This window comes from Actinomycetospora corticicola, assembly GCF_013409505.1.
GTDB classification, from domain to species: Bacteria; Actinomycetota; Actinomycetes; order Mycobacteriales; family Pseudonocardiaceae; genus Actinomycetospora; species Actinomycetospora corticicola.
Map to the genome: position 1 here is coordinate 5544551 of NZ_JACCBN010000001.1, position 22455 is coordinate 5567005.

General features: G+C 74.5%; 21 protein-coding genes and 1 tRNA gene. 18 read left to right on the forward strand and 4 right to left on the reverse strand.

Annotation, left to right across the window (positions count from 1 at the left end):
- Entirely contained in the window at nucleotides 1-228 is a 228-nt protein-coding gene (locus tag BJ983_RS26985; protein WP_179796637.1) for a hypothetical protein, read from the reverse strand.
- Nucleotides 229-299: 71 nt separating this feature from the next.
- Between BJ983_RS26985 and BJ983_RS26990 the strand changes: the two genes are divergently transcribed.
- From BJ983_RS26990 to BJ983_RS31290, 7 genes are all read left to right on the forward strand, one after another.
- Nucleotides 300-1256 carry an asparaginase domain-containing protein gene (locus tag BJ983_RS26990; protein ID WP_179796638.1) on the forward strand — a complete coding sequence of 319 codons (957 nt, stop codon included), beginning with the start codon at nucleotides 300-302 and terminating at the stop codon, nucleotides 1254-1256.
- 43 nt (nucleotides 1257-1299) lie between these two features.
- Nucleotides 1300-2292, forward strand: a complete 993-nt coding sequence (locus BJ983_RS26995; RefSeq protein WP_179796639.1) for a hypothetical protein — start codon at nucleotides 1300-1302, stop codon at nucleotides 2290-2292.
- The gene (locus tag BJ983_RS27000; RefSeq protein WP_343054372.1) at nucleotides 2289-3239 is read left to right on the forward strand and encodes a nucleoside triphosphate pyrophosphohydrolase; all 951 of its coding nucleotides are present in this window, start codon (nucleotides 2289-2291) and stop codon (nucleotides 3237-3239) included. Before BJ983_RS26995 ends, BJ983_RS27000 begins: the two co-directional genes overlap by 4 nt.
- 82 nt (nucleotides 3240-3321) lie before the next feature.
- Complete coding sequence (gene efeU, locus BJ983_RS27005) at nucleotides 3322-4164, forward strand: iron uptake transporter permease EfeU (RefSeq protein ID WP_179796640.1); 843 nt, start codon at nucleotides 3322-3324, stop codon at nucleotides 4162-4164.
- A gap of 32 nt (nucleotides 4165-4196) precedes the next feature.
- Complete coding sequence (gene efeO / locus BJ983_RS27010) at nucleotides 4197-5342, forward strand: iron uptake system protein EfeO (RefSeq protein WP_179796641.1); 1146 nt, start codon at nucleotides 4197-4199, stop codon at nucleotides 5340-5342.
- Nucleotides 5339-6571, forward strand: coding sequence for an iron uptake transporter deferrochelatase/peroxidase subunit (gene efeB / locus BJ983_RS27015; RefSeq protein ID WP_179796642.1), 1233 nt, complete (start codon nucleotides 5339-5341; stop codon nucleotides 6569-6571). The genes efeO and efeB overlap by 4 nt, the downstream gene beginning before the upstream one ends.
- Nucleotides 6572-6678: 107 nt before the next feature.
- Nucleotides 6679-8169 (forward strand): lytic transglycosylase domain-containing protein, encoded by a 1491-nt coding sequence (locus BJ983_RS31290; protein ID WP_246325666.1) that lies wholly within the window; start codon nucleotides 6679-6681, stop codon nucleotides 8167-8169.
- 115 nt (nucleotides 8170-8284) lie between these two features.
- On the opposite strand, the gene BJ983_RS27025 is transcribed toward BJ983_RS31290, so the two are convergent.
- On the reverse strand, nucleotides 8285-8689 hold the full coding sequence (locus BJ983_RS27025; protein ID WP_179796643.1) for a tetratricopeptide repeat protein: 405 nt from the start codon (nucleotides 8687-8689) through the stop codon (nucleotides 8285-8287).
- A gap of 153 nt (nucleotides 8690-8842) precedes the next feature.
- On the opposite strand from BJ983_RS27025, the gene eno reads away from it, so the two are divergent.
- The 8 genes from eno to BJ983_RS27065 all read left to right on the forward strand — a co-directional run bounded on the left by eno (nucleotide 8843) and on the right by BJ983_RS27065 (nucleotide 17001).
- The gene (gene eno / locus BJ983_RS27030) at nucleotides 8843-10129 is read left to right on the forward strand and encodes a phosphopyruvate hydratase (RefSeq protein WP_179796644.1); all 1287 of its coding nucleotides are present in this window, start codon (nucleotides 8843-8845) and stop codon (nucleotides 10127-10129) included.
- A gap of 8 nt (nucleotides 10130-10137) precedes the next feature.
- Nucleotides 10138-10740: an FtsB family cell division protein gene (locus tag BJ983_RS31295; RefSeq protein WP_246325667.1), complete on the forward strand. Its 603-nt coding sequence runs from the start codon at nucleotides 10138-10140 to the stop codon at nucleotides 10738-10740.
- A 20-nt stretch (nucleotides 10741-10760) separates the two neighbouring features.
- Nucleotides 10761-11258, forward strand: coding sequence for a DUF501 domain-containing protein (locus BJ983_RS27040; RefSeq protein ID WP_179796645.1), 498 nt, complete (start codon nucleotides 10761-10763; stop codon nucleotides 11256-11258).
- 372 nt (nucleotides 11259-11630) lie between these two features.
- Nucleotides 11631-12602, forward strand: a complete 972-nt coding sequence (locus tag BJ983_RS27045; protein WP_179796646.1) for a Ppx/GppA phosphatase family protein — start codon at nucleotides 11631-11633, stop codon at nucleotides 12600-12602.
- Complete coding sequence (locus tag BJ983_RS27050) at nucleotides 12599-13306, forward strand: uracil-DNA glycosylase family protein (RefSeq protein ID WP_179796647.1); 708 nt, start codon at nucleotides 12599-12601, stop codon at nucleotides 13304-13306. Before BJ983_RS27045 ends, BJ983_RS27050 begins: the two co-directional genes overlap by 4 nt.
- Nucleotides 13307-13316: 10 nt before the next feature.
- Nucleotides 13317-13390: transfer RNA gene (locus tag BJ983_RS27055), tRNA-Leu, on the forward strand.
- A 258-nt stretch (nucleotides 13391-13648) separates the two neighbouring features.
- A complete protein-coding gene (locus tag BJ983_RS27060; protein WP_179796648.1) occupies nucleotides 13649-14536 on the forward strand; it encodes a PIG-L deacetylase family protein in 888 nt (295 codons plus the stop codon).
- A gap of 119 nt (nucleotides 14537-14655) precedes the next feature.
- Entirely contained in the window at nucleotides 14656-17001 is a 2346-nt protein-coding gene (locus BJ983_RS27065) for a SpoIIE family protein phosphatase (protein WP_179796649.1), read from the forward strand.
- A 73-nt stretch (nucleotides 17002-17074) separates the two neighbouring features.
- On the opposite strand, the gene BJ983_RS27070 is transcribed toward BJ983_RS27065, so the two are convergent.
- The gene (locus tag BJ983_RS27070; RefSeq protein ID WP_343054376.1) at nucleotides 17075-17299 is read right to left on the reverse strand and encodes an antitoxin; all 225 of its coding nucleotides are present in this window, start codon (nucleotides 17297-17299) and stop codon (nucleotides 17075-17077) included.
- A 260-nt stretch (nucleotides 17300-17559) separates the two neighbouring features.
- Here BJ983_RS27070 and BJ983_RS27075 point away from each other — a divergent pair, with 260 nt between their 5' ends.
- Entirely contained in the window at nucleotides 17560-18363 is an 804-nt protein-coding gene (locus tag BJ983_RS27075; protein ID WP_179796650.1) for a Bax inhibitor-1/YccA family membrane protein, read from the forward strand.
- Nucleotides 18364-18441: 78 nt separating this feature from the next.
- Here BJ983_RS27075 and BJ983_RS27080 read toward each other — a convergent pair whose 3' ends face one another.
- A complete protein-coding gene (locus tag BJ983_RS27080; RefSeq protein WP_179796651.1) occupies nucleotides 18442-19680 on the reverse strand; it encodes an acetyl-CoA C-acetyltransferase in 1239 nt (412 codons plus the stop codon).
- A 128-nt stretch (nucleotides 19681-19808) separates the two neighbouring features.
- On the opposite strand from BJ983_RS27080, the gene BJ983_RS27085 reads away from it, so the two are divergent.
- Both BJ983_RS27085 and BJ983_RS27090 read left to right on the forward strand, forming a co-directional pair.
- Nucleotides 19809-21185: a cystathionine beta-synthase gene (locus BJ983_RS27085; RefSeq protein ID WP_179796652.1), complete on the forward strand. Its 1377-nt coding sequence runs from the start codon at nucleotides 19809-19811 to the stop codon at nucleotides 21183-21185.
- Between the two features lie 117 nt (nucleotides 21186-21302).
- Nucleotides 21303-22454 (forward strand): cystathionine gamma-synthase, encoded by a 1152-nt coding sequence (locus tag BJ983_RS27090; protein WP_179796653.1) that lies wholly within the window; start codon nucleotides 21303-21305, stop codon nucleotides 22452-22454.
- Nucleotide 22455: the final 1 nt, after the last annotated feature.

Consider the following 22455-nt stretch of genomic DNA (forward strand, 5'->3'; position numbering starts at 1 on the left):
TCAGGGCCCGCCGACGGGGAGCAGGAGCACGGTGCCGGTGGTCTGGCCGTTGCCGCCGCCGGCGCTGCAGGACGCGCCGAGGAACAGCACCGCCGCCAGGATCACCAGCACGGCGAGGAAGCCGCCGAGGATCGCGCCTACCGGGATCCGGCTGCGGCCGCCGGGGGTCTTCTCGTCGGTGGTCGGGCGCTTCTCGAACGGGGTGTCGGGACGGTCGTCGCTACTCACGGGTCCGGCTTCCCGCGCCGGCGCCGGTCGATGCACCACCCGCGGAGTGATCCCCGCCTAGGGTCGCCCGCGTGACCCGACTCGCCCTCCTGGCCACCGGCGGTACCATCGCGACCCGCGGCACGGCCGACGGCCGCGCGGTGTCGGCGACCGCTGCCGACCTGCTCGCCACGACGCAGACCGACCTCGACGTCACGCCCGTCGACGCGGCGGGCCGGTTGAGCTTCGCCGCCACCCTCGACGAGCTCGCCGCCCTCGCCCGCACGGTCCGCGAGACCTGCGCCTCCGCCGACGGCGTCGTCGTCACCCACGGCACCGACACCCTCGAGGAGACCGCCGCGCTGCTCGCGCTCACCCACGACGGCGCCACCCCGGTCACGATCACCGGCGCCCAGCGGCCGTTCGACGACCCGGCGCCGGACGGCCCGACGAACCTCGCGGCCGCCCTGCGCTGGGCCGCGCACGGGCGGCCCGGGGTGACTGTCACGTTCGCCGGGCACGTGTTCCCCGCGGTCGGTGTCCGCAAGGTCGACGCCGAGGCCCTCACCGCGTTCGCGGCGCCGGGGCGCGGCCCGCTCGCGAGCGTCGACGGCGACCGGGTCCGCGAGCACGCGGTCGCCCCGCCCACCGGTCTCGCCGACCCGCCGTCGGGGCTGCCGCGCGTGGACGTCGTCGCGCAGTACGTCGGCGCCGACGACCACGCCATCACCGCGGCCGCCGACGCCGGGGCACGGGGCGTCGTCATTGCCGCGTTCGGCGCGGGCAACGCGACCCCACCCGTCGTCGGGAAGGCGCGGGAGCTGCTCGACCGGGGCATCCCGGTGGCGGTGGCGAGCCGGACGGGTTCCGGCCCGGTCGCCGGGCTCTACGCCGGTGGCGGCGCCGAGCTGGCGCGCGCGGGCGCGCTGTTCGCCGGGGACCTCTCTCCGTGGCAGACCCGGTTGCTGCTCGCGGTCGCCCTCGCCGCGCACCCGGACGACCCGATCGGGGCAGCGCAGGAGTGGATGGCACGCGTCGGGGTCGGGTGACCATGAGAAGGTGTCGCGCGTGCTGCGCCGGATCCTCCCTGCCGTGACCGCTGCCGCGATCGCGCTGACCGCCCTCACGGCCTGCTCCACCTCCGGGCCCCAGGTGGGGGCCGGGACGGCGGCCGTCGTCGGGAACGCGACGATCTCCACCGACCTCGTCGACCAGCGGCTGCGCACCGCGGCGCCCCTGCTCGCGCAGGCGGTCCAGGAGCAGGCGCAGCAGGACGGACGGCAGTCCTCCGGCCTCGACGCGACCACCCTCGCGAGCCAGAGCCGGGACCTGCTGACCACCGCGATCCTCCACGAGGTGGTCCTCGAGGCGAGCCGCCGCGAGGGCGTCGTCGTCGACCCCGCGCTGGTGGAACAGCGGGTCGAGGCGGCCGGCGGTGTGCAGGCCGCGACGGCCGCGGGGTACGACCTCGACACGCTTCGCCAGCTGATCTTCGACCAGATCGCGGTCGCCGAGATCGGGCGGCGGCAGTTCGACCGGCTGCAGGTGACCGTCGACGTCGGCACCTTCGCGGACAAGGCCGCCGCCCAGCAGGCCGCCGCCCAGCTCGCCGCCGAGCCCGGGATCGGTCCGCTGGCCACGCTCCCCGCCCAGGCCCGGATCGTCGGCACCACGCTGCGGCCCGGCACCACCCAGCCCGGGGAGCAGGTCCGTACCGCCTCGTCGCTGCTGTTCGGCCTGCCCGGCCGCACGGTGAGCATCTCCGCGCCGCAGCAGGACTCCACCCCGGGGGCGGCGACGCCGGACCCGACCACGCAGCCGTGGACCGTCGTCCGCGTGCGGGACCGGTCGCTGAACGCGCCGGCGCCGACCGGCGACACCGTCCCGGCGACGCTCGTCGACACCCGCACGATGACGCAGTTCGGCCTGCGGGCGATCCAGCCCGTCGCCGCCGAGCTCGGCGTGCAGGTCAACCCCCGGTACGGCACGTGGGACCCGACGCAGGTCCGGGTCGTCGCCCCGCCCTCCGCCGCGGGCACGATCACCCCGGTCGCGCCGGGCGTCACCTTCACCACCGCCCCGTGACCCACCCGCCCCGGACCACGGTCCCCGTCGACCCCCGGCTCGGGGCGGTCCTCCCCGCGAGCGCGGTCCGCCTCGTCGCGGCCGCATCCGCGGTGCTGCTCGACCCGTCCCTGCCGGAGCCGGTCGCGGCCCGGTTCGCCGCCGACCTGGGGGCGACCCCGCTGACTCCCGACAATGCAGCTGAGTACGCCGATAGGGGGTCGGGGCCGGCCGGGGCGGTCGTGCTCGTCGCGGAGCGCGACCCGCAGGCGCCGTCGGGGGCGGAGCTGCTCGAGGCGGTCGCCGTGATGGACCGGCTGCGCTCGCCCGGCGGCTGTCCGTGGGACGCCGAGCAGACCCACGAGAGCCTGCTGCGCTACCTCGTGGAGGAGACCTACGAGCTCTACGACGCGCTCGCGGCCGGGGACGTGGCCGCCACGCGCGAGGAGCTCGGCGACGTGCTGCTCCAGGTGCTGTTCCACTCCCGGGTGGCGGCCGAGGGCCGGGACGGCACCGGCTTCGACGTCGACGACGTGGCGGCCGAGCTGGTGGCCAAGCTCGTCGGGCGCCACCCGCACGTCTTCGCGGACGGCGAGACGGTGGCCACGGCGAGCGACCAGGACCGCCGCTGGGAGGAGCTCAAGGCCGCCGAGAAGCAGCGGGAGTCGGTGCTCGACGGGGTCGCCCTGGCCCAGCCCGGCGCCGCCCTGCTGGCCAAGTACGTGAGCCGGGCCCGGCGCGCCGGGATGCCCGACGACGTCCTCGCGACGCTCGCGGCGACCGACTCCGCGGTCGCCCGCGCCGTCGTCGCGGCCGCCGGACCCGGGGGCGACCCGGAGGGTGAGCTGCGGGCGGCCGCCGTCGCGTTCGCCGACCGCGTGCGTGCGCTGGAGGCCACGGAGGCCGGTTCGTCCCGGGATGTCGGTTTCTGGCGTCGCGCTCTGCAGCGGGTCGACGACGTGAAGTGACGGTCAACCCTGGTGCTTCCGTCGCCAGATCGTGAAGGCTAGCCTCACCTCACCTTCGAGCACTGCGAACGTGAGGACGGACATGCTGGGCAACGCCCTGATCGGGCTGCGTGAGGGCCTCGAGGCCTCGCTGGTGGTCAGCATCCTCGTGGCCTTCCTGGTGCAGACCGACCGTCGTCGTGAACTGCCCCGCGTGTGGCTCGGCGTCGGGGCCGCGATCGCGGTGAGCATCGGAGTCGTCCTCGTCCTCACGCTGACCGAGCAGGCCCTCACGTTCGAGGCCCAGGAGGCCTTCGGCGGCGGGCTCTCGATCATCGCGGTCGGCTTCGTCACCTGGATGATCTTCTGGATGCGCAAGGCCGCCCGGTCGATCTCGAGCGAGCTGCGGGGCGGCCTGGAGAAGGCCATCGCGATGGGCCCCGTGGCCGTCGTCGTGATGGCGGCCCTGGCGGTCGGCCGCGAGGGTCTCGAGACCGCGATCTTCTTCTTCGCCGCGGTCCAGGCCGCAGGCTCGACGACGGGCCCGCTGATCGGCTTCCTCATCGGGATCGCCGTGTCCGTCGTGATCGCCTACCTGATCTACCGCGGCGCGCTGAGCCTGAACATGGGCCGCTTCTTCTCCGTCACCGGCGTCCTGCTGGTGTTCGTGGCGGCGGGCATCCTCGCCTACGGGGTCCACGACCTGCAGGAGGCCGGCATCCTGCCCGGCCTCTACACGCTCGCGTTCGACGTGAGCGACGCCGTCCCGGCCGACTCCTGGTACGGGACCCTGCTCAAGGGCGTCTTCAACTTCTCCCCGCAGACCACCGTCCTCGAGGCGGTCGTCTGGGTCGCCTACGTGGCGGTCGTCCTCACCCTCTTCCTGCGCCCGGTGCGCCGCGCGGTGCCGCCGCGGTCCGACGCGCCCGCCGCCAGCGCGGTCTGAAACCCCTGCACACCCAGTACGACAGGAGAACCGTGTCCGCACGTCCCGTCCTCGCGGCGCTCGCCGCGAGCCTCGCCGCCGTCGTCGTCGTCGGCGGCTGCACCAGCACCGCGACCCCGCAGGGCGCGCCCGGGCAGCCCGGCCCCATCACGGTCTCCGCGAGCGACACGGCCTGCGACCTGTCCAGCGCGACCGCGCCCGCCGGCACGATCTCGTTCACGATCCGCAACGCCGGGTCGAAGGTGACCGAGTTCTACGTCTACGGCGCGGGCGACCGGATCATCGGCGAGGTCGAGAACATCGGGCCGGGCCTCACCCGCCCGCTCACCGTCGAGGTCCCGCAGGGCGGCACCTACACGACCGCCTGCAAGCCGGGCATGGTCGGCGACGGCATCCGCGCCCCGTTCACCGTCACCGGCAACGCCGCGGCGGCCGTCGAGGGCGACGCGGCGCTCGCGGCCGCGGTGCAGGGCTACCAGCGGTACACGACCTCGCAGACCGAGGCGCTGGTCGCGAAGACCGGCGAGTTCACCGAGGCGATCAAGCGCGGCGACGTCCCGGCCGCGCAGGCGCTCTACCCGGTCAGCCGCACCTACTGGGAGCGCATCGAGCCGGTCGCGGAGTCCTTCGGCGACATCGACCCGAAGATCGACGGCCGCGAGGACGACGAGCGCGACCCGGGCGTCGAGTTCACCGGCTACCACCGCCTGGAGAAGGACCTCTGGGTCACCGGGCTGCAGCCCGATTCGGCCGCCATGGCCGACCGTCTGATGGCCGACGTGCGCGACCTCCAGGGCCGGGTCGGCACCGTGTCGCTCACCCCGCTGCAGCTGGCCAACGGCGCGAAGGAGCTGCTCGACGAGGTGGCCACCGGCAAGGTCACGGGCGAGGAGGACCGGTACTCGCACACCGACCTCTGGGACTTCCGCGCCAACGTCGACGGCTCGCAGGCCGCGGTCGCCGCGCTGCGCCCGGTGATCGACCAGCGTGACCCCGTGCTCGGCCAGACCCTCGACCAGCGGTTCGCGGCGCTCGACGCGCTGCTGGAGAACTACCGCTCCGGCGACGGCTTCAAGCTCTACACCGAGCTCACGCCCGACGACACGAAGAAGATGACCGAGGCCGTGGACGGCGTCAGCGAGCCGGTCAGCCAGGTCGCGGGGATCATCGCGGCATGAGTCTGCGCGGTTTCACCCGGCGCCGGCTGCTCGGGGCGGCCGGCGCCGGGACCGCCCTCGTCGGCGCCGGGGTCGCCGGGGGCTACCTCGCCGGGAGCGCGGCGGAGCCCGACCCGCCGGCCCAGGCGATCGTGCCGTTCCGCGGGGTCCACCAGGCCGGGATCATCACCCCGGCCCAGGACCGGCTGCACTTCGTCGCCCTCGACGTCACCGCCACCGGTCCGATCCTGCGGCAGGCCGTCGTGGCCCTGCTCAAGCGCTGGACCACCGCGGCCGAGCGCATGACGGCGGGCGCCGAGGCCGCGCCCGGCGGCGCGGTCAACCGGAACCCGGCCGCGCCCCCGACCGACACCGGCGAGGCCCTCGACCTCCCGGCCGCGTCGCTCACGCTGACCTTCGGCGTCGGTGGTTCCCTGCTCGACAAGCTCGGCATCCCCCGCCCGGCCGCGCTCGCCGATCTGCCGCCGTTCCAGCGCGACCAGCTCGACCCGGCGCTGTCCGGCGGGGACCTCTGCATCCAGGCGTGCGCCGACGACCCGCAGGTCGCCGTGCACGCCGTGCGCAACCTCGTCCGGATGGGTTTCGGGACGACGGCGGTGCGCTGGTCCCAGCTCGGGTTCGGTCGCACCTCGTCGACCTCGACCACCCAGCAGACCCATCGGAACCTGTTCGGCTTCAAGGACGGCACCAACAACCTCAAGGCCGAGGACACCGCCGCGCTCGACGAGCACGTGTGGGCCGCCCCGACCGACGGTGCGGCCTGGATGGCGGGCGGCACCTACCTCGTCGCGCGCCGCATCCGGATGCACGTCGAGACCTGGGACCGGACCTCGCTCACCGAGCAGGAGTCGCTCACCGGCCGGACCAAGGGGACCGGCGCCCCGATGGGCGCCACCGACGAGTTCGCGCCGGTCGACCTCGGCTCCCCGCTGATCGCGGACGACGCGCACATCCGGCTCGCCTCCGCCTCCTCCCTCGGGGGCGTGCGGATCCTCCGCCGCGGCTACAACTTCGTCGACGGCAGCGACGGCGCGGGCCATCTCGACGCGGGCCTCTTCTTCCTCGCCTTCATGCGCGACCCGCAGCGGCAGTTCGTGCCCATGCAGAGCGCGCTGGCCCGGCACGACCGGATGATGGAGTACATCGAGCACACCGGGTCCGCGGTCTTCGCCTGCCCCGCGGGCCTGGGCGACGGCGCGTACTGGGGTCAGTCCCTGCTGGAGGCGTGACCTCACCCCTGTGGCAGGAAAGCGTCGTTGCTGTCATCCAGGGCCAGGGACGCCACATCGTCGGCCCGCGGACGGGCCGCGGTGACCGGGCCGTAACCTTCCCGTCGATGAGCACGAGCGTCGACTCCCACCGCGGAGCGGGCCCGTCCGACGAGGACGGCGAGCCCGACGACGTCACCGCGCCCCTGCGCCGTCCCTCCCCGGGCCCCCGGTTCGACGTGGACACCGAACGCCTCGCCCTTCCCGACGCCGGGTCGCGCGGCCCGGCGGGGTCGGCGGCGGTCGGGTGGTTCGACGCCGGTCCCGCGGACGCGCCCCTGCCGGCCGCGACCCCGGCGGCCGCGCTCGCCGCGACGGCGCCCGCGGAGGGCCCCGACGGAGTCGCTCCCGCCGGCCCGCCGCCCGGCCCGCCACCGGCGCCCGCGACCGTCGACGGCTCCCCGGCGGAGGCCCTCGCCGCCACCGCCCCGGACCAGGCGACCGACACCCGCCCACGCCGACGGTCCCGGGGGCTCCGGGTCCCGACGGCACCCGCCGCCGCGGCAGCCCCCGCCCGGAGCACCACGACTCCTCCGGACCCGGAGGCGTCACCGTGGCGTCCCGGCGACCAGCCCGACGCGGCCACCACGTCGGTCACCTCGCCGGCCGTCACGCCAGGCACCACGACGGGCCGCCCGCGGCCCACGCCCGGGCCCCGCCCGACCCCCACCCCGCGCCCGACGGGAACGCCCTCCCCGCCGTCGGGAGCCGATCTGCCGCCCCCCGTCGGCGGGCCACCAGCACCGAGCACGCCGAAGGAACCGCCGAAGAAACACACCGCCGCGCTCGGGCGGCTGGCGCTGGTGCTCGTGCTGGTGGCCGCGGTCGTCGGGACGGTGGTGGTGCTCCAGCAGCGCAGCCAGTTCGGCCGCACGGACGCCGCGTCCGAGGAGATCCCGGCGCTCGAGGTGGCGCCGGCGCAGGTCGACCTCAACACCGTCGGGCAGCCGAACGCGATCGCCCCGCCGTCGGCCCTGCTCCCCGGCACCGCGGGCGCAGCGGCGCCCGGACGGGCGCCGACCATCTCGGCCTGGGCGAACGGGCTGGCGCCGCGGACGAACATCCCGCCGATCGCCCTGCAGGCCTACGGCATGGCGGACCTGGCGATGCGCAAGCTCGACCCGGGCTGCCACCTGAGCTGGGTGACCCTCGCGGGGCTCGGCCGCATCGAGTCCAACCACGGTCGCTACCGGGGCGCCACGATCGCGCCGAACGGCTCGGTGTCGCCCCCGATCATCGGTGTCCCGCTCGACGGCACCAGCGGGAACCGGGCGATCGCCGGCAGCGACGGCACCTACGACCGCGCCGAGGGACCGATGCAGTTCATCGAGTCCACCTGGGCGCGGTGGGGCTCGGACGGCAACGGCGACGGCCTGGCCGATGCGAACAACATCTACGACGCCGCCTTCACCGCCGGCCGCTACCTCTGCGCCGGCAACCGTGACCTGGCCACGGGCGAGGGCTGGCGCGACGCGGTGCTCTCGTACAACTTCTCCGACGAGTACGGCCGCCGGGTCTACGCCGCGGCCCAGGCGTACGCCAACAGCACGTCGCCGTAGCCCCGCCGTCCGTCCCGACGATGTGGCGTTCCTGCCACTGGACGACAGCAACGACGCTTTCCTGCCACCGGGGGAGGGGCCACCGGGGGAGGGGCCACCGGGGGAGGGGAGGGCGCTACGCCCCGCGGCGCAGGGCGATGGAGGCGCTCACCTCGCCGAGGGCCTCCTGGTACTCCGGGCGCGGATCCATCGCGGCGGCCATCCGCAGCTGCGCCCGCGCCTCGGGGAGGCGGGACTGGCGCTGCAGGCACCGGCCGAGGGCGAAGCGCGCGTAGTGGTCGGCCGGGTCGAGCTCGAGGACCCGCAGGAACGCGGACTCGGCCCGCCACAGCTGGGCCGACGCGAGGTAGGCCCGCGCGGCGAGGAGCTGGACCGACGCGTTCTCGTCCTCGGTCTCGGGCAGCGTGCCGAGCGCCTTGAGCGCGTCGAGGGGGCGTCGGTCGTCGAGCAGCTGCTCCGCCCGCCGGAAGGCGGTGACACCGGATTGAAGGGAATCTCCCGCCCAGCGCTCCGTCGACATTCCCGCACGGTAGGACCCGAACGCCGTCGACGCGAGGGCTGAACCGGGGCCCCCCGAGGTGTGACGCTGCGTGGCGCACCTCGATCACGGACGAGGTGCGGTTAGAGTCGGCGCCCGGCCACCGATGTCGAACAGATCCTGGAGGCGGAACCCGTGGCGGTCATCGAGCAGGTCGGCGCGCGGGAGATCCTCGACTCCCGGGGAACCCCGACGGTCGAGGTCGAGGTCGCCCTCGACGACGGCACCCTCACGCGGGCGGCCGTGCCGAGCGGCGCGAGCACCGGCGAGCACGAGGCCGTGGAGCTCCGCGACGGCGACAAGGGCCGCTACCTCGGCAAGGGTGTCGAGAAGGCCGTGGCGGGCGTGCTGGACGAGATCGGCCCCGGCATCGTCGGGATGGACGCCACCGAGCAGCGGGTCGTCGACCAGAAGCTGATCGACCTCGACGGCACCCCCGACAAGTCCCGCCTCGGCGCGAACGCGCTGCTGGGCGTGTCCCTCGCGGTCGCCCGCGCGGCCGCGGAGTCCGCCGAGCTCGACCTGTTCCGCTACATCGGCGGGCCGAACGCCCACGTGCTGCCCGTACCGATGATGAACATCCTCAACGGCGGCGCCCACGCCGATTCCGGGGTGGACATCCAGGAGTTCATGGTCGCCCCGATCGGCGCCGAGACCTTCCGCGAGGCCCTGCGCTGGGGCGCCGAGGTCTACCAGGCGCTGAAGTCGGTGCTGAAGAAGAACGGTCTGTCGACCGGGCTCGGCGACGAGGGCGGCTTCGCGCCGGCCCTGTCCACCAACCGCGAGGCGCTCGACCTCATCGCGACCGCCGTCGGCCAGGCCGGCCTGACCCTCGGCCGCGACGTGGTCCTCGCCCTCGACGTCGCCGCGAGCGAGCTCTTCTCCGACGGCACCTACACCTTCGAGGGCCAGAAGCGCTCCGCGGCGCAGATGAGCTCCTACTACGCGGAGCTGATCGCCGCGTACCCGCTGGTGTCGATCGAGGACCCGCTCGACGAGAACGACTGGGAGGGCTGGGCGCGGATGACCGCCGACGTCGGCGACCGCGTCCAGATCGTCGGCGACGACCTCTTCGTCACCAACATCGAGCGCCTCGAGGAGGGCATCGAGCGCCGCGCCGCGAACGCGCTGCTGGTCAAGGTCAACCAGATCGGCACGCTGTCCGAGACGCTCGACGCGATGAGCCTCGCCGGCCAGTACGGCTACCGCTCGATGATGAGCCACCGCTCCGGCGAGACCGAGGACACCACGATCGCCGACCTGGCCGTCGCCACGAACTGCGGCCAGATCAAGACCGGTGCCCCGGCCCGCTCCGAGCGCGTCGCCAAGTACAACCAGCTGCTGCGCATCGAGGAGGCGCTCGGCGACGCGGCCCGCTACGCCGGCGACCTCGCCTTCCCGCGCTTCGACCCGGAGGCCTGAGGCCCCCGATGGCCGCCACCGCGCCCGACCACCCGTCGACGGGATCCGTCCCGACGACGGGGGCGGGTGCCGGTCGGTCGCGCGGGCGCCAGCGCGCCCGCCAGGGTCCGCGCCGGGACCCGCAGCGGGCGGCGCTGCGGCGGCACCCGCTCTCCGGGCGCGGGAAGAACACCCCGGCGGCGGCCCAGGCCGCGGCGCGGGCCGTCCACGCCACCCGCGGTGCCCTCGGCCTGTCGACGGCGCGGCGGGCGGCGCTGCTCGCGGTGGTGGTCTGTGCGCTCGCGCTGACCGTCGCCGTCCCGTTGCGCAACTACGTCTCGCAGCGCCACGAGCTCGCCGCGGTCGCCGCGCAGCAGCAGCGCCTCGACGAGCAGGCCGCGCAGCTGCGGGGCGAGCGGGCGGCGATGGACGACCCGGCCCACGTCGAGGCGCTCGCCCGCGCCCGGCTCGGCTACGCTCGGCCGGGGGAGACGCCCTACCGCGTGGAGCTGCCCGGCGACGCGGGGCGGACCGCCGACAGGGACGCCCCGATCGCACCGTCCGAGGCCGACCTGCCCTGGTACACCCGCGTGGCCCGGGGGACCCTCGGGACCTCCACCACCCAGCCCTGAGCCCGGCGTCGAGAAAGAGCATGGAACCCGTCGCAGAGGGCGACCGCGAGGCGGTCGCCGCCCAGATCGGTCGCGCCCCGCGCGGCCTGCGCGCCATCGCGCACCGCTGCCCGTGCGGGCTGCCCGACACGGTGGTCACCGCCCCCCGGCTCGAGGACGGCACGCCGTTCCCGACCCTCTACTACGCGACCTGCCCGCGCCTGACGTCGCGCATCGGGTCGCTGGAGGCCGAGGGACTGATGCGCGAGCAGCAGGACCGGCTCGCCACCGACCCGGAGTTCGCCGCCGCCTACCGGGCCGCGCACGAGACCTACCTCGCCGAGCGGGACGCGATCGAGCCGCTCGGCACCGACGTCAGCGCCGGCGGGATGCCGGAGCGGGTGAAGTGCCTGCACGTCCACGTCGCGCACACGCTGGCGGCCGGACCCGGGGTGAATCCGGCCGGGGACGAGGCGCTGGCGCTGCTGCCGGCGTGGTGGGCGCCCGGGCCCTGCGTGGCGGTCGACCCGGAGGGGTGACCGGGCGCGTCCACGGGACGGGATCTCCGGACACCTCGGGAGACGCCGGGCGGCACGCAGCGTCGTGCAGGACCAACGACACGGGTGATCCGCCGCCACGGGACGGTGTCGGAACCGGTTCCGGATTGCCGTGGGCGCATCCGACGCGCGACGATGGTGTCGTCGCCGACACGGCGACCCGGTTCTCCGGTGGTGCGGACGGCCCACCGGACCGCGGGGTTCTCCGCCGGACCCCGCGGGTGCCAGGACCGGCTGCCGGGAGGCGACACCCGCCGTCCGCCTCCCGGTAGCCGGTCCGCGCACCACCTCCCCCCGCGCGGGACCGCGGCGCGCCGTACCCTCACGCGCGACCATCCGCCGGAGGGAGCGCCCATGCCGCGCGTCGCGGCCATCGACTGCGGGACCAATTCGATCCGCCTGCTCGTCGCCGACGTGACCATCCGCGAGGACGGTTCACAGTGGCTCGTCGACGTGCACCGCGAGATGCGCGTCAACCGCCTCGGCCAGGGGGTGGACGCCACCCACCGGATCGCGTCCGAGTCGCTCGCCCGGACGAAGGAGGCGCTGCTCGCCTACGGCGAGATGCTGCGCCGCACCTCGACCACCACCGTGCGTCTCTGCGCCACCTCCGCCACGCGCGACGCCGAGAACCGCGACGAGTTCTTCACGATGGTGCGCGAGATCCTCGGGGTCGACGCCGAGGTGATCACCGGCGAGGAGGAGGCGCGGCTGTCGTTCGCCGGCGCCGTCGCCGACCTCGACCCCGACGAGGGCCCGGCCGTCGTCGCGGACGTCGGGGGCGGCTCGACCGAGCTGGTCGCCGGGACGTGGGACGCCGTCGCGGCCGAGGTGGCGGCGGCGTACTCGGCGAACGTCGGGTGCGTGCGGCTCACCGAGAAGGTCCTGCACGACGACCCGCCGTCGGCCGCGCAGGTCGCCGAGGCCGAGGCGTTCACCCGGGAGACCCTCGCCCCGGCGTTCGAGGCGGTCGACCTGGCCGACATCCAGACCTGGGTGGCCGTGGCGGGCACCGCGACGACGATCGCCGCCGTCGCGATGGGCCTGCGCAGCTACGCGCCGGAGAAGATCCACCTGGCGCGGCTCGGGCTCGACGAGGTCCGCGAGACCTGCCTGCGCCTGGAGTCGATGCCGCGCTCGGAGCGCGCCGCGCTCGGACCGATGCACCCGGGGCGGGTGGACGTCATCGGCGGCGGCTCGATCGTGGTGCGGGTGTTGGCCGAGGAACTGGCCGAGCGGGCCGGTGTCACCGAGCTCGTGGTCTCCGAGCACGACATCCTCGACGGCATCGCCCGGGAGTGTGCGCGGGCGAGCCGGGCCCAGTGACCACGCCGCTCGCGGTCCTCGACCGGGAGATCAGCGACTGCCGGGCCTGCCCCCGGCTCGTCGAGTGGCGGGAACGGGTCGCCCGCGAGAAGCGGGCGGCCTTCCGCGACCAGACCTACTGGGGCCGTCCGGTGCCCGGGTTCGGGCCGGCCGACGCCCGCCTCGCGATCGTGGGCCTCGCCCCCGCGGCGCACGGCGCCAACCGCACCGGCCGGATGTTCACCGGTGACCGCTCGGGCGACGTGCTCTACGCCGCACTGCACGCGGTCGGGCTCGCGTCCCAGCCGACCGCGACGTGGCCGGGCGACGGGCTGGAGCTCGACGGGGTCCGGATCGTCGCGCCGGTCCGCTGCGCCCCGCCGGAGAACAAGCCCACCCCGGCCGAGCGGGACACCTGCCGGCCGTTCCTCGAGCGCGAGCTCGCCCTGCTCACCGGGGTCCGCGCCGTCGTCGTCCTCGGCGGCTTCGGGTGGCAGGCCCTCCTGCCCGTGCTCGACGAGGGGTGGGTCGTCCCGCGGCCGCGCCCGCGGTTCGGGCACGCGGTGCGGGTCGAGCTCGCGTCCCGTCGTCCGGACCGCGACCCGCTGCAGCTGTTCGGCTGCTACCACGTGAGCCAGCAGAACACCTTCACGGGACGCCTCACCCCGGCGATGCTGGAGGAGGTCCTGGCCGGTGCCGCCCGGGCCGCGGGCCTGCGAGACTGAGCGCGGCACGGCCCCTGTAGCCCAATCGGCAGAGGCAGGCGACTTAAAATCGCCGCAGTGTGGGTTCGAACCCCACCGGGGGCACCGACACCGTCCGTTCACCGTCACGTGGCCCCGTGTCGGGCGAGTCGTCGTCACCTGATCACCGCGTGGTCGCTCCGGCGAGAGACGGTGGTCGACGGGAACTCACCCGGCTGCGGCATCGTCGTGGCGGCGGGGACCACGGCACACAGCACCGCGTGACCGCTCGCGTCCCGGCCCGGACCGCTCGGCGTTCCGGCCGTGTGTTGCTCCGAACGGGCGAGGTCCATGGGACAGACTTCCGGCGGGGAGGTGAGCAGGGTGGCTGACTTCGCAGAGGCCGACACGGCGTCGGGCACGGGTGTGCCCGGGATGCCGTCGGTCCGCGCGCCGTGGTCCGAGCTCGAGTCGCTCCGTCCGCTGACCCTCCGCTCGTGCCGCCGCATCGTCGTCGTGGCTCCGCACCCGCGCGATGAGATCCGCGCCGCCGGCGGCCTGCTGCGCCGCCTGGCCTCCCGGCACGCGGAGGTCGACGTCCTCAGCCTCACCGAGCGCCCGACCCTGAGCTGCCCGTCCACCCCGTTCGCGGCGGACGCGGTCCGCGAGAGCCGGCCGGTCGACGGGCCCGGCTCGGACCCGCTCACCCTCGACGACCTCGTCGCGGGCGCGCTCGACGACCTGCCCGACGAGCTCACCCTCGACGACGACGACCTGGACCCCGACGAGGCGGCGGCCGAGGCCGCCTACCGCGCCCTCGGGCTCACGGTCGTGCGGCGCCACCGGCTCGGCCTGCCCGATGGCGGGGTCGCCGCGGCCGAGTCCGACGTCGTCGCGGCGATCAGCGAGATCGTCGGGTTCTCCGACGACCCGGGCGGCCTGTGCGTGCTCGCCCCCTGGTCCGGGGACGGCGACGACGACCACGAGGCGGCCGGCCGGGCCGCCGAGGTGGTCACGGCCGCCTACCGGGTCCGTCTCGTGCGCTGGCTCGACCGCGCGTGGACGTGGGCCGGACCGGACTCGGCGGAGGTGCCGTGGCGCCGGGCGCGCCAGGTGCTGCTCACCGACACGCTGATCGCCCGCAAGCACGCCGCGAGCGCGGCCTTCACCGCGGCGCTGGGCGGTCCCGGCCACGACACCCACGACGCCGAGCACGACGCCGAGCTGCCCGACGGGTGGGCGCCGGGGCCGCGCGAGGTCTTCCTCGTCTAGGCCGCTCGGTCCGTGCTTCTTGTATCCCTGTCCGACGCATCACGGCGAGGACCCCGGTCCGGGTCGTTCCGCGCCTCCGTGTCGGGCCGACCCGGCCCCGGGTGGCTAGGCTGCCCGGGGTGACGGGCAGGTCGAACGGGGACGGGCACGCCGACGACGGCGCCGCCGTGACGTCCGGCCGTCACCGCAGGACCCACGACACGGTGGTGACAGGAGGAGTCGGGATCGAGCACGTGGAGACCGCAGACGGCGCGCAGTGGGGTCCGGCCGCGGACGCCCCCGACGACGTGCACCGGGGCGCCGACCCGGGCATGGCGCAGGAGGCCGCACGGGTCCGCGACAGCCTGGCGTCCGACGTCGACGGCGGCGGGGATCTGCCGCAGGTCCTGCACACCGCTCCGGCGGCGGTCGCCCTCATCGACCTCGACGCCGGCACGGTCACCTACGCCAACGGCTCCGCGCAGGACCTGACCGGCGGCAAGGCCCAGCTCCCGCTCGACATCGACGCCTGGAGCGAGGCGGCGGGCCTGACCGACCTGTCCGGTCGGCCGATGCGCGACACGGCGTCCCCGCTCTCCCGCGTGGCCCAGGGCATGCCGGTCTCCGGCGAGCCGGTCGCAGTCGCCGACGCCGCCCGGCGCGGGTCGGAGGCCACCCCCGAGGAGCGCGAGGAGGCCGAGGGCCGTCTGCTCTGGGTGACGGGGTTCCCCCTCTCCGAGGCCGAGGACGACGAACGCCGGCGGCTCGCCCTCGTGGTGTTCCTCCAGCTCTCCGGGGCGGGCGCCCAGCGCCACCTCGAGATGATGCGCGACCGCGCCGTCGTCGCCACTGAGCTCTCCTTCACGATCTCCGACCCGGACCGCCAGCAGAACCCGCTGGTCTGGGTCAACCCGGCGTTCACCCGGCTCACCGGGTACGACCTGGACGAGGTGCTCGGGCGCAACTGCCGCTTCCTGCAGGGCCCCAACACCGACCCGACGTCCATCTCGCGGATCCGCAGCGCCCTCGCCGACGAGCGGCCGATCACCGAGGTGCTCCTGAACTACCGGCGCGACGGCACCGCCTTCTGGAACCAGGTGTCGATCTCCCCGGTGTTCGACGGCGGCGGACGCGTCGTCAACTTCGTGGGGGTGCAGGCCGACGTCACCGAGCGGGTGATGGTCGAGAACGAGCGGCGCGCCGCGCTCGCCGCCGCCGAGGAGACCCGCGAGCAGCTCCGGCTGCTCACCGACTCCACCGCGGCGATGACGGCCTCGCTCGACTCGGGCGGTGCCGCCCGCGCGCTCGCCCGCATCGTCGTGCCCGCCCTCGCCGACTACTGCTGCGTCGACCTGCTCGACGAGGTGGGCGACCCGTCCTCCTCGACGCGGGTGGCGGTCAACCACCGCGACGACTCGAAGACCGCCACGGTCTCCGCGCTGGGCCGCTGGATCACCCCGACCGAGGACGGCGACGACCCGGTCGACCGCGTCCTCGCCGGGGGCGCGCCCTCGCTGCTGCCCGAGCTGCCGGTCCGCCCGGAGGGGCTGCGCGAGGACCCGTCGCTGCTGGCGCACTACGAGCAGCTGCGCCCGCGCTCGGCGATCGTCGTCCCGCTGCGCGCACGGGGCCAGGTCCTCGGGGCGCTGACGCTCGGCACCGAGCTGCCCTACGGCCGGCGCTACTCGCAGCGCGACCTCTACCTCGCGAGCGACCTCGCGGCGCGGGCCGGGCTCGCCGTCGACAACGCGCGTCTCTACGCCCGCGAGCACGGGGCGGCGGAGACCCTGCAGCGCAGCCTGCTGCCCGCGGTGCCGGACGTCCCCGGCCTCACCGTGGCGTCGCGCTACCTCGCGGCCACCGACGGCGCCCAGGTCGGCGGCGACTGGTACGACCTGCTGCCGCTGCCCGACGGGGCGGTCGGCATCGCGGTCGGCGACGTCGTCGGCCACGACCTGCGGGCGGCCGCCGCGATGGGCGAGCTGCGCGGGGTACTCCGCTCGTACGCGTGGGAGGGCCTCGGCCCCGACGCCGTCATCGACCGCTGCAACGACCTCGTGCAGGGCATGCACATGGCCGCGATGGCGACGGCCGTCTTCGGGCGCCTGGAGCGCCCGGAGGACGGCGAGGGCTGGGTCCTCGGCTACTGCAACGCCGGCCACCCGCCGCCGCTGCTGCGCCGGGTCGACGGCACCGTGGAACTCCTGACCGGCAACCTGTCCCCGCTGATCGGCGCCACCCGCGCGGCGGCGCGGGACTGCACCGAGGTGCACCTGCAGCCCGGCGACCTGCTGGTGCTGCACACCGACGGGCTGATCGAGGCCCCGGGCACTGACCCCGACGAGCGGACGGACCTGCTCGCGCGGACCCTCGCCGAGGCGCCCGACGTCGAGGACGTCGGCGCGATCTGCGACCGGGTGCTCGAGGTGCTCGGCGCCGAGGGCCTGCGCGACGACGCCGTGCTCCTCGCCGTCCGGCTCGGCTGACCCCCGTTCACGACGACGGCCGGTGTCCCTCCTGGGCGGAGGGGCACCGGCCGGTGTCGTGCTGCGGTGACCGCTACTGCTGCGGCGGGGGCTGCTCACCCGGGGGCGGAGCCTGACCGCCCTGCGGGCCGTGCAGGTAGTCCTTGGCCTTCTGCGAGGCCGAGTCGAACTGCTGGTCGTGACCGGCGAACTTGCCCTTGAGGGCGTCGCTCCCCTTGTCGACGAAGCCGTCCGCCTTGTCGGGGTTCTTCCCCGCCCATTCCTTGGCCTTGTTCACCATGTCGCCGAGGCCTGCCACGACGAACCTCCTGGTGCTCTCGGGTACACGTACTCCGGACACCCCGAGAGTGACCCGGTCCGCGGGGTTCCATGCCCGGGTGGACCCAGGTTTCCCCCGTACGCTGGACGTGGTCACGCACCGCGCTGTCCGGTCCGTCCGGATCGCCGTGTTCCGAGGCAAAAAATCTTTTACCCAGGCGGGAACCCGAGCCACGGGTCGCGCGTTGGGAGCAGTGAGAGCGGTCGCGGTGACCGTTCGGTGCACGTGGAGGAGGACGAGTGCGCACCAGCAGCAACCCGGCGTTCCGGAACCTGCCGACGTCACCCGGTGGGTACGCGCGGTTCGGTGACGCGCCGGCGGGCCTGGGCGGGGCCTTCGGGGGTGGCCCCGACGGTCCGATGGGCACGGCGGGGGTCGCGGACCGCCCGCTGACCGTCGACGACGTCGTCCAGAAGACCGCGCTCAACGCCGTCATCACGATCGGCGTCGGCGTCGCGGCCGCGATCCTGCTGAGCCCGATCCTCGGGATCCTGGGCTTCATCGTCGGCCTGGTCGTCTCGCTGATCATCATCTTCAAGCAGAGCACCAGCCCCGCGCTGGTCCTCACCTACTCGGTGTCGCAGGGTCTGGCCCTCGGCACGATCACCGGTTTCCTCGAGGCCTCGAGCAACAACTACGCGGGCATCGGCTTCCAGGCCATCGTCGGCGTGGTCGGCGTGTTCATCGGGATGCTGGTCGTCTACAAGACCGGCGCGATCCGGGTGACGCCCCGTCTCACCAAGATGGTCATCGGCGCCGCCATCGGCGTCGTCGTGCTCATGCTGGTCAACCTGGTGGTCTCGTTCTTCACCACCGGCGGCATCGGCCTCCGCGACGGCGGCCCGCTGGCGATCATCTTCTCGCTGGTCTGCATCGCGGTCGGCGCTTTCATGCTGCTGCTCGACTTCGACCAGGCCGACCAGGCGGTCAAGGCCGGCGTCCCGGCGAAGTTCGCCTGGTACCTGGCCTTCGGCTTCATGACGACGCTGGTCTGGCTCTACATCGAGATCCTGCGGCTGCTGAGCTACTTCCGCGGCGACTAGTCGCCACCGCCACGACGACGAAGGCCCGCCCCGGGTTCGCCCGGGGCGGGCCTTCGTCGTGGGCGGGGGGACCCGTCGTCAGGACAGCCGCTCGAGGATCATCGCCATGCCCTGGCCGCCGCCGACGCACATCGTCTCCAGCCCGATCGTCGCGTCCTTCGCGCGCAGGCCGTTGAGCAGCGTGGTGGCGATCCGGGCGCCGGTCATGCCGAACGGGTGGCCGACCGCGATCGAGCCGCCGTGCACGTTGAGCTTCGACTCCATGCCGGAGTCCGACAGCCCGAGGCCGCGGGCGGACGGGATGACCTGGGCGGCGAACGCCTCGTTGATCTCCACGAGGTCGACGTCGTCGATCGACAGGCCGGCGCGGCGCAGCGCCTGCTGCGAGGCCCCGATCGGGCCGAGGCCCATGATCTCCGGCGACAGACCGGTGACGCCGGTCGAGACGATCCGGGCCAGCGGCGTGATCCCGAGGTCGGCGGCGCGGGTCGAGGACATCACCACCACGGCGGCGGCCCCGTCGTTGAGCGGGCACGCGTTGCCCGCCGTGATGCGGCCGTCGGGGCGGAACACCGGCTTGAGGTCGGCGATGCCCTCGTAGGTGGTGCCCGCGCGCGGGGAGTCGTCGGCGCTGATCACCGAGCCGTCGGGGAGCGTCACCGGCGTGATCTCCCGGGCCCAGAAGCCGTCGGCGTGCGACTGCTCGGCGAGGTTCTGCGAGCGCACGGCGAAGCGGTCCATCTCCTCGCGGGAGACGTTCTCGAGCAGCGCGACGTTCTCCGCGGTCTGCCCCATGGCGATGTAGGCGTCGGGGAGGAGCCCGTCGGCGCGCGGGTCGTGCCACTCCGACGCACCGGCGGCGGCGGTCTCGGCGGTGCGCGCCTGCGCCTCGTCGAACAGCGGGTTCTGCGTGCCGGGCAGGCCGTCCGAGGAGCCCTTCTCGAACCGCGACACCGTCTCGACGCCGGCCGCGACGAAGACGTCGCCCTCGCCGGCGCGGATGGCGTGGGCGGCCATGCGGATGGTCTGCAGCGAGGAGGAGCAGTAGCGGGTGATGGTGGTGCCCGGGACGGTGTCCAGGCCGAGCTGGACCGCGACGACGCGGCCCATGTTGTAGCCCTGCTCGCCGCCGGGCAGACCGCAGCCGAGCATGAGGTCCTCGACCTCCTCGGGCGGCAGCGAGGGCACCTGGTCGAGGGCCGCGCGCACCATCTGCGCGGCGAGGTCGTCGGGGCGCATGCCGGCGAGCGTCCCCTTGCGGGCCCGACCGATGGGGGAGCGGGCGGCGGACACGATCACGGCGTCGGGAGTGGCCATGACCTGCACCTTAGGCGCGCGGTCCGGGAGACGGAGCGCAGCGGAGCTCGACCCCTCGATCCGCCCCGGTCGGCGGTGATTCGCCGCACAGCCACGCTCCCGTCGGCTGCGTTCGGCAGGATGGTGTCATGCAGTACGCCGAGCACATCGCCGACCTCGTCGGACACACCCCGCTGGTGAAGCTCAACAAGGTCGTGCCGACGGGGCCGGACGCGCCGTTGGTGCTGGCGAAGGTCGAGTACTTCAACCCCGGCGGCAGCGTGAAGGACCGCATCGCCGAGAAGATGATCGACGCGGCCGAGGCCTCCGGGGAGCTGAAGCCCGGCGGCACCATCGTCGAGCCGACCTCGGGCAACACCGGCATCGGGCTCGCCATCGTCGCCCAGCAGCGCGGTTACCACTGCATCTTCGTCTGCCCGGACAAGGTCTCGCCGGCCAAGCGCGACGCCCTGCGCGCCTACGGCGCCGAGGTGGTCGTGTGCCCGGCCGCCGTCGAGCCGGACCACCCCGAGTCCTACTACTCCGTCTCGGACCGGCTGGCCCGCGAGACCGAGGGCGGCTGGAAGCCGAACCAGTACGAGAACCCCGCCAACCCGGCGTCGCACGTGGAGTCCACCGGCCCCGAGATCTGGGAGCAGACCGAGGGCCGCATCACGCACTTCGTCGCGGGCGTCGGCACCGGCGGCACCATCTCGGGCACCGGGAAGTACCTCAAGGAGGTCTCCGAGGGGCGGGTGCAGATCATCGGCGCCGACCCGCTGGGCTCGGTGTACTCCGGCGGCGACGGCCGGCCCTACCTCGTCGAGGGCGTCGGCGAGGACTTCTGGCCGTCCACCTACGACCGCGGGATCGCCGACCGGATCCTCGCGGTCTCCGACGCCGACTCCTTCCACATGACCCGGCGCCTCGGCCGCGAGGAGGCGCTGCTCGTCGGAGGCTCCTGCGGGATGGCGACGGTCGCCGCCGCGCGGCTGGCCGAGGAGCTCGGGCCCGACGACGTCGTCGTCGTGCTCCTGCCCGACGGCGGGCGCGGGTACCTGAACACGGTCTTCAACGACCAGTGGATGCAGTCCTACGGCTTCCTGTCCGCCGACACCGCCGAGTACACGGTGGGGCACGTCCTGCGCGGCAAGGACGGCTCGATCCCCGACCTCGTGCACGGGCACCCGAACGAGACGGTCTCCGACATCGTCTCGATCATGCGGGAGTTCAGCGTCTCGCAGATGCCGATCGTCCAGGCCGAGCCGCCGGTGATGATGGCCGAGGTGCGTGGCGCCGTGACCGAGCGGGACCTGCTCGACAAGCTGTTCACCGGCAAGGCGCAGCTCACCGACAAGGTCGCCGACCACCTGGCGCCGGCGCTGCCGACGGTCGGGATCGCCGAGCCGCTGTCGGGGGCGATGGAGAAGCTGCAGGGCGGCGACGGTCTCCTCGTCATCTCCGACGGGCGCCCGGCCGGCATCGTCAGCCGCGCCGACGTGCTGGCCTTCCTCGCGGGGCGGTAGCGCAGGGGCCCGGGCGTCAGCGGTGGCACACGGCTGACGTCCGGTGTCAGCGGTGGCACACCGCTGACGACGGACCCGGCCCGACCCGCCGTCGGGAATCCGGGCAGACTGGACCGGGTGAGTCAGGACCACGGTTTCGCCACCCGCGCCATCCACGCCGGCCAGGAGCCGGACCCGACCACCGGTTCGGTCGTCGTCCCCGTCCACGCGACGTCGACGTTCGCCCAGGACGGGGTCGGCGGGCTGCGCTCGGGCTACGAGTACGCCCGCACCGGCAACCCGACGCGCACCGCGCTGGAGACGCAGCTGGCCGCGCTCGAGGGCGGGCGGTTCTGCCGCGCCTTCGCCTCGGGCATGGCCGCGGAGGACACGCTGTTCCGCGCCACGCTGCGCCCGGGGGACCACGTCGTCATCCCGATCGACGCCTACGGCGGGACGTTCCGGCTCGTCTCCACCGTGCTCGTCGACTGGGGCGTGCACTTCTCGGCGGTCGACCTCTCCGACCTCGACGCCGTCCGGGCCGCGATCCTGCCCGAGACGAAGCTGCTGTGGTGCGAGACCCCGACCAACCCGCTGCTCTCGATCGCCGACGTCACGGCGCTCGCGGGGATCGCCGACGCGGCGGGGGTCAAGCTCGTCGTCGACAACACCTTCGCCTCGCCCTACCTGCAGCAGCCGCTCGCGCTCGGCGCGCACGTGGTGCTGCACTCCACGACGAAGTATCTCGGCGGGCACTCCGACGTCGTCGGCGGCGCGGTGATCACGTCCGACGAGGCGCTCGCGGCCGACCTCGCGCGCCTGCAGAACGGCATGGGCGCGGTGCCCGGCCCGTTCGACTGCTTCCTCACCACCCGCGGCATCAAGACCCTCGCCGTGCGGATGGACCGGCACTGCGACAACGCCGAGCGCGTGGTCGAGGCGCTCGTCGCCCACGACGCGGTGTCCGCCGTGCTCTACCCCGGCCTCGACACGCACGCGAACCACGAGGTGGCCGCCAAGCAGATGCACCGGTTCGGCGGGATGGTCTCCATCCGCCTCGCCGGGGGCGAGCAGGCGGCGCGCGCCCTCTGCGCAGCGACGAAGGTCTTCACGTTGGCCGAGTCGCTCGGCGGGGTCGAGTCGCTCATCGAGCACCCGGGCGCCATGACCCACGCGTCCACGGCGGGCTCCCCGCTCGAGGTGCCGTCGGACCTGGTGCGCCTGTCGGTGGGCATCGAGGAGGCCGACGACCTCGTCGACGACCTGCTGACCGCACTCGGGCGGGTCTGAG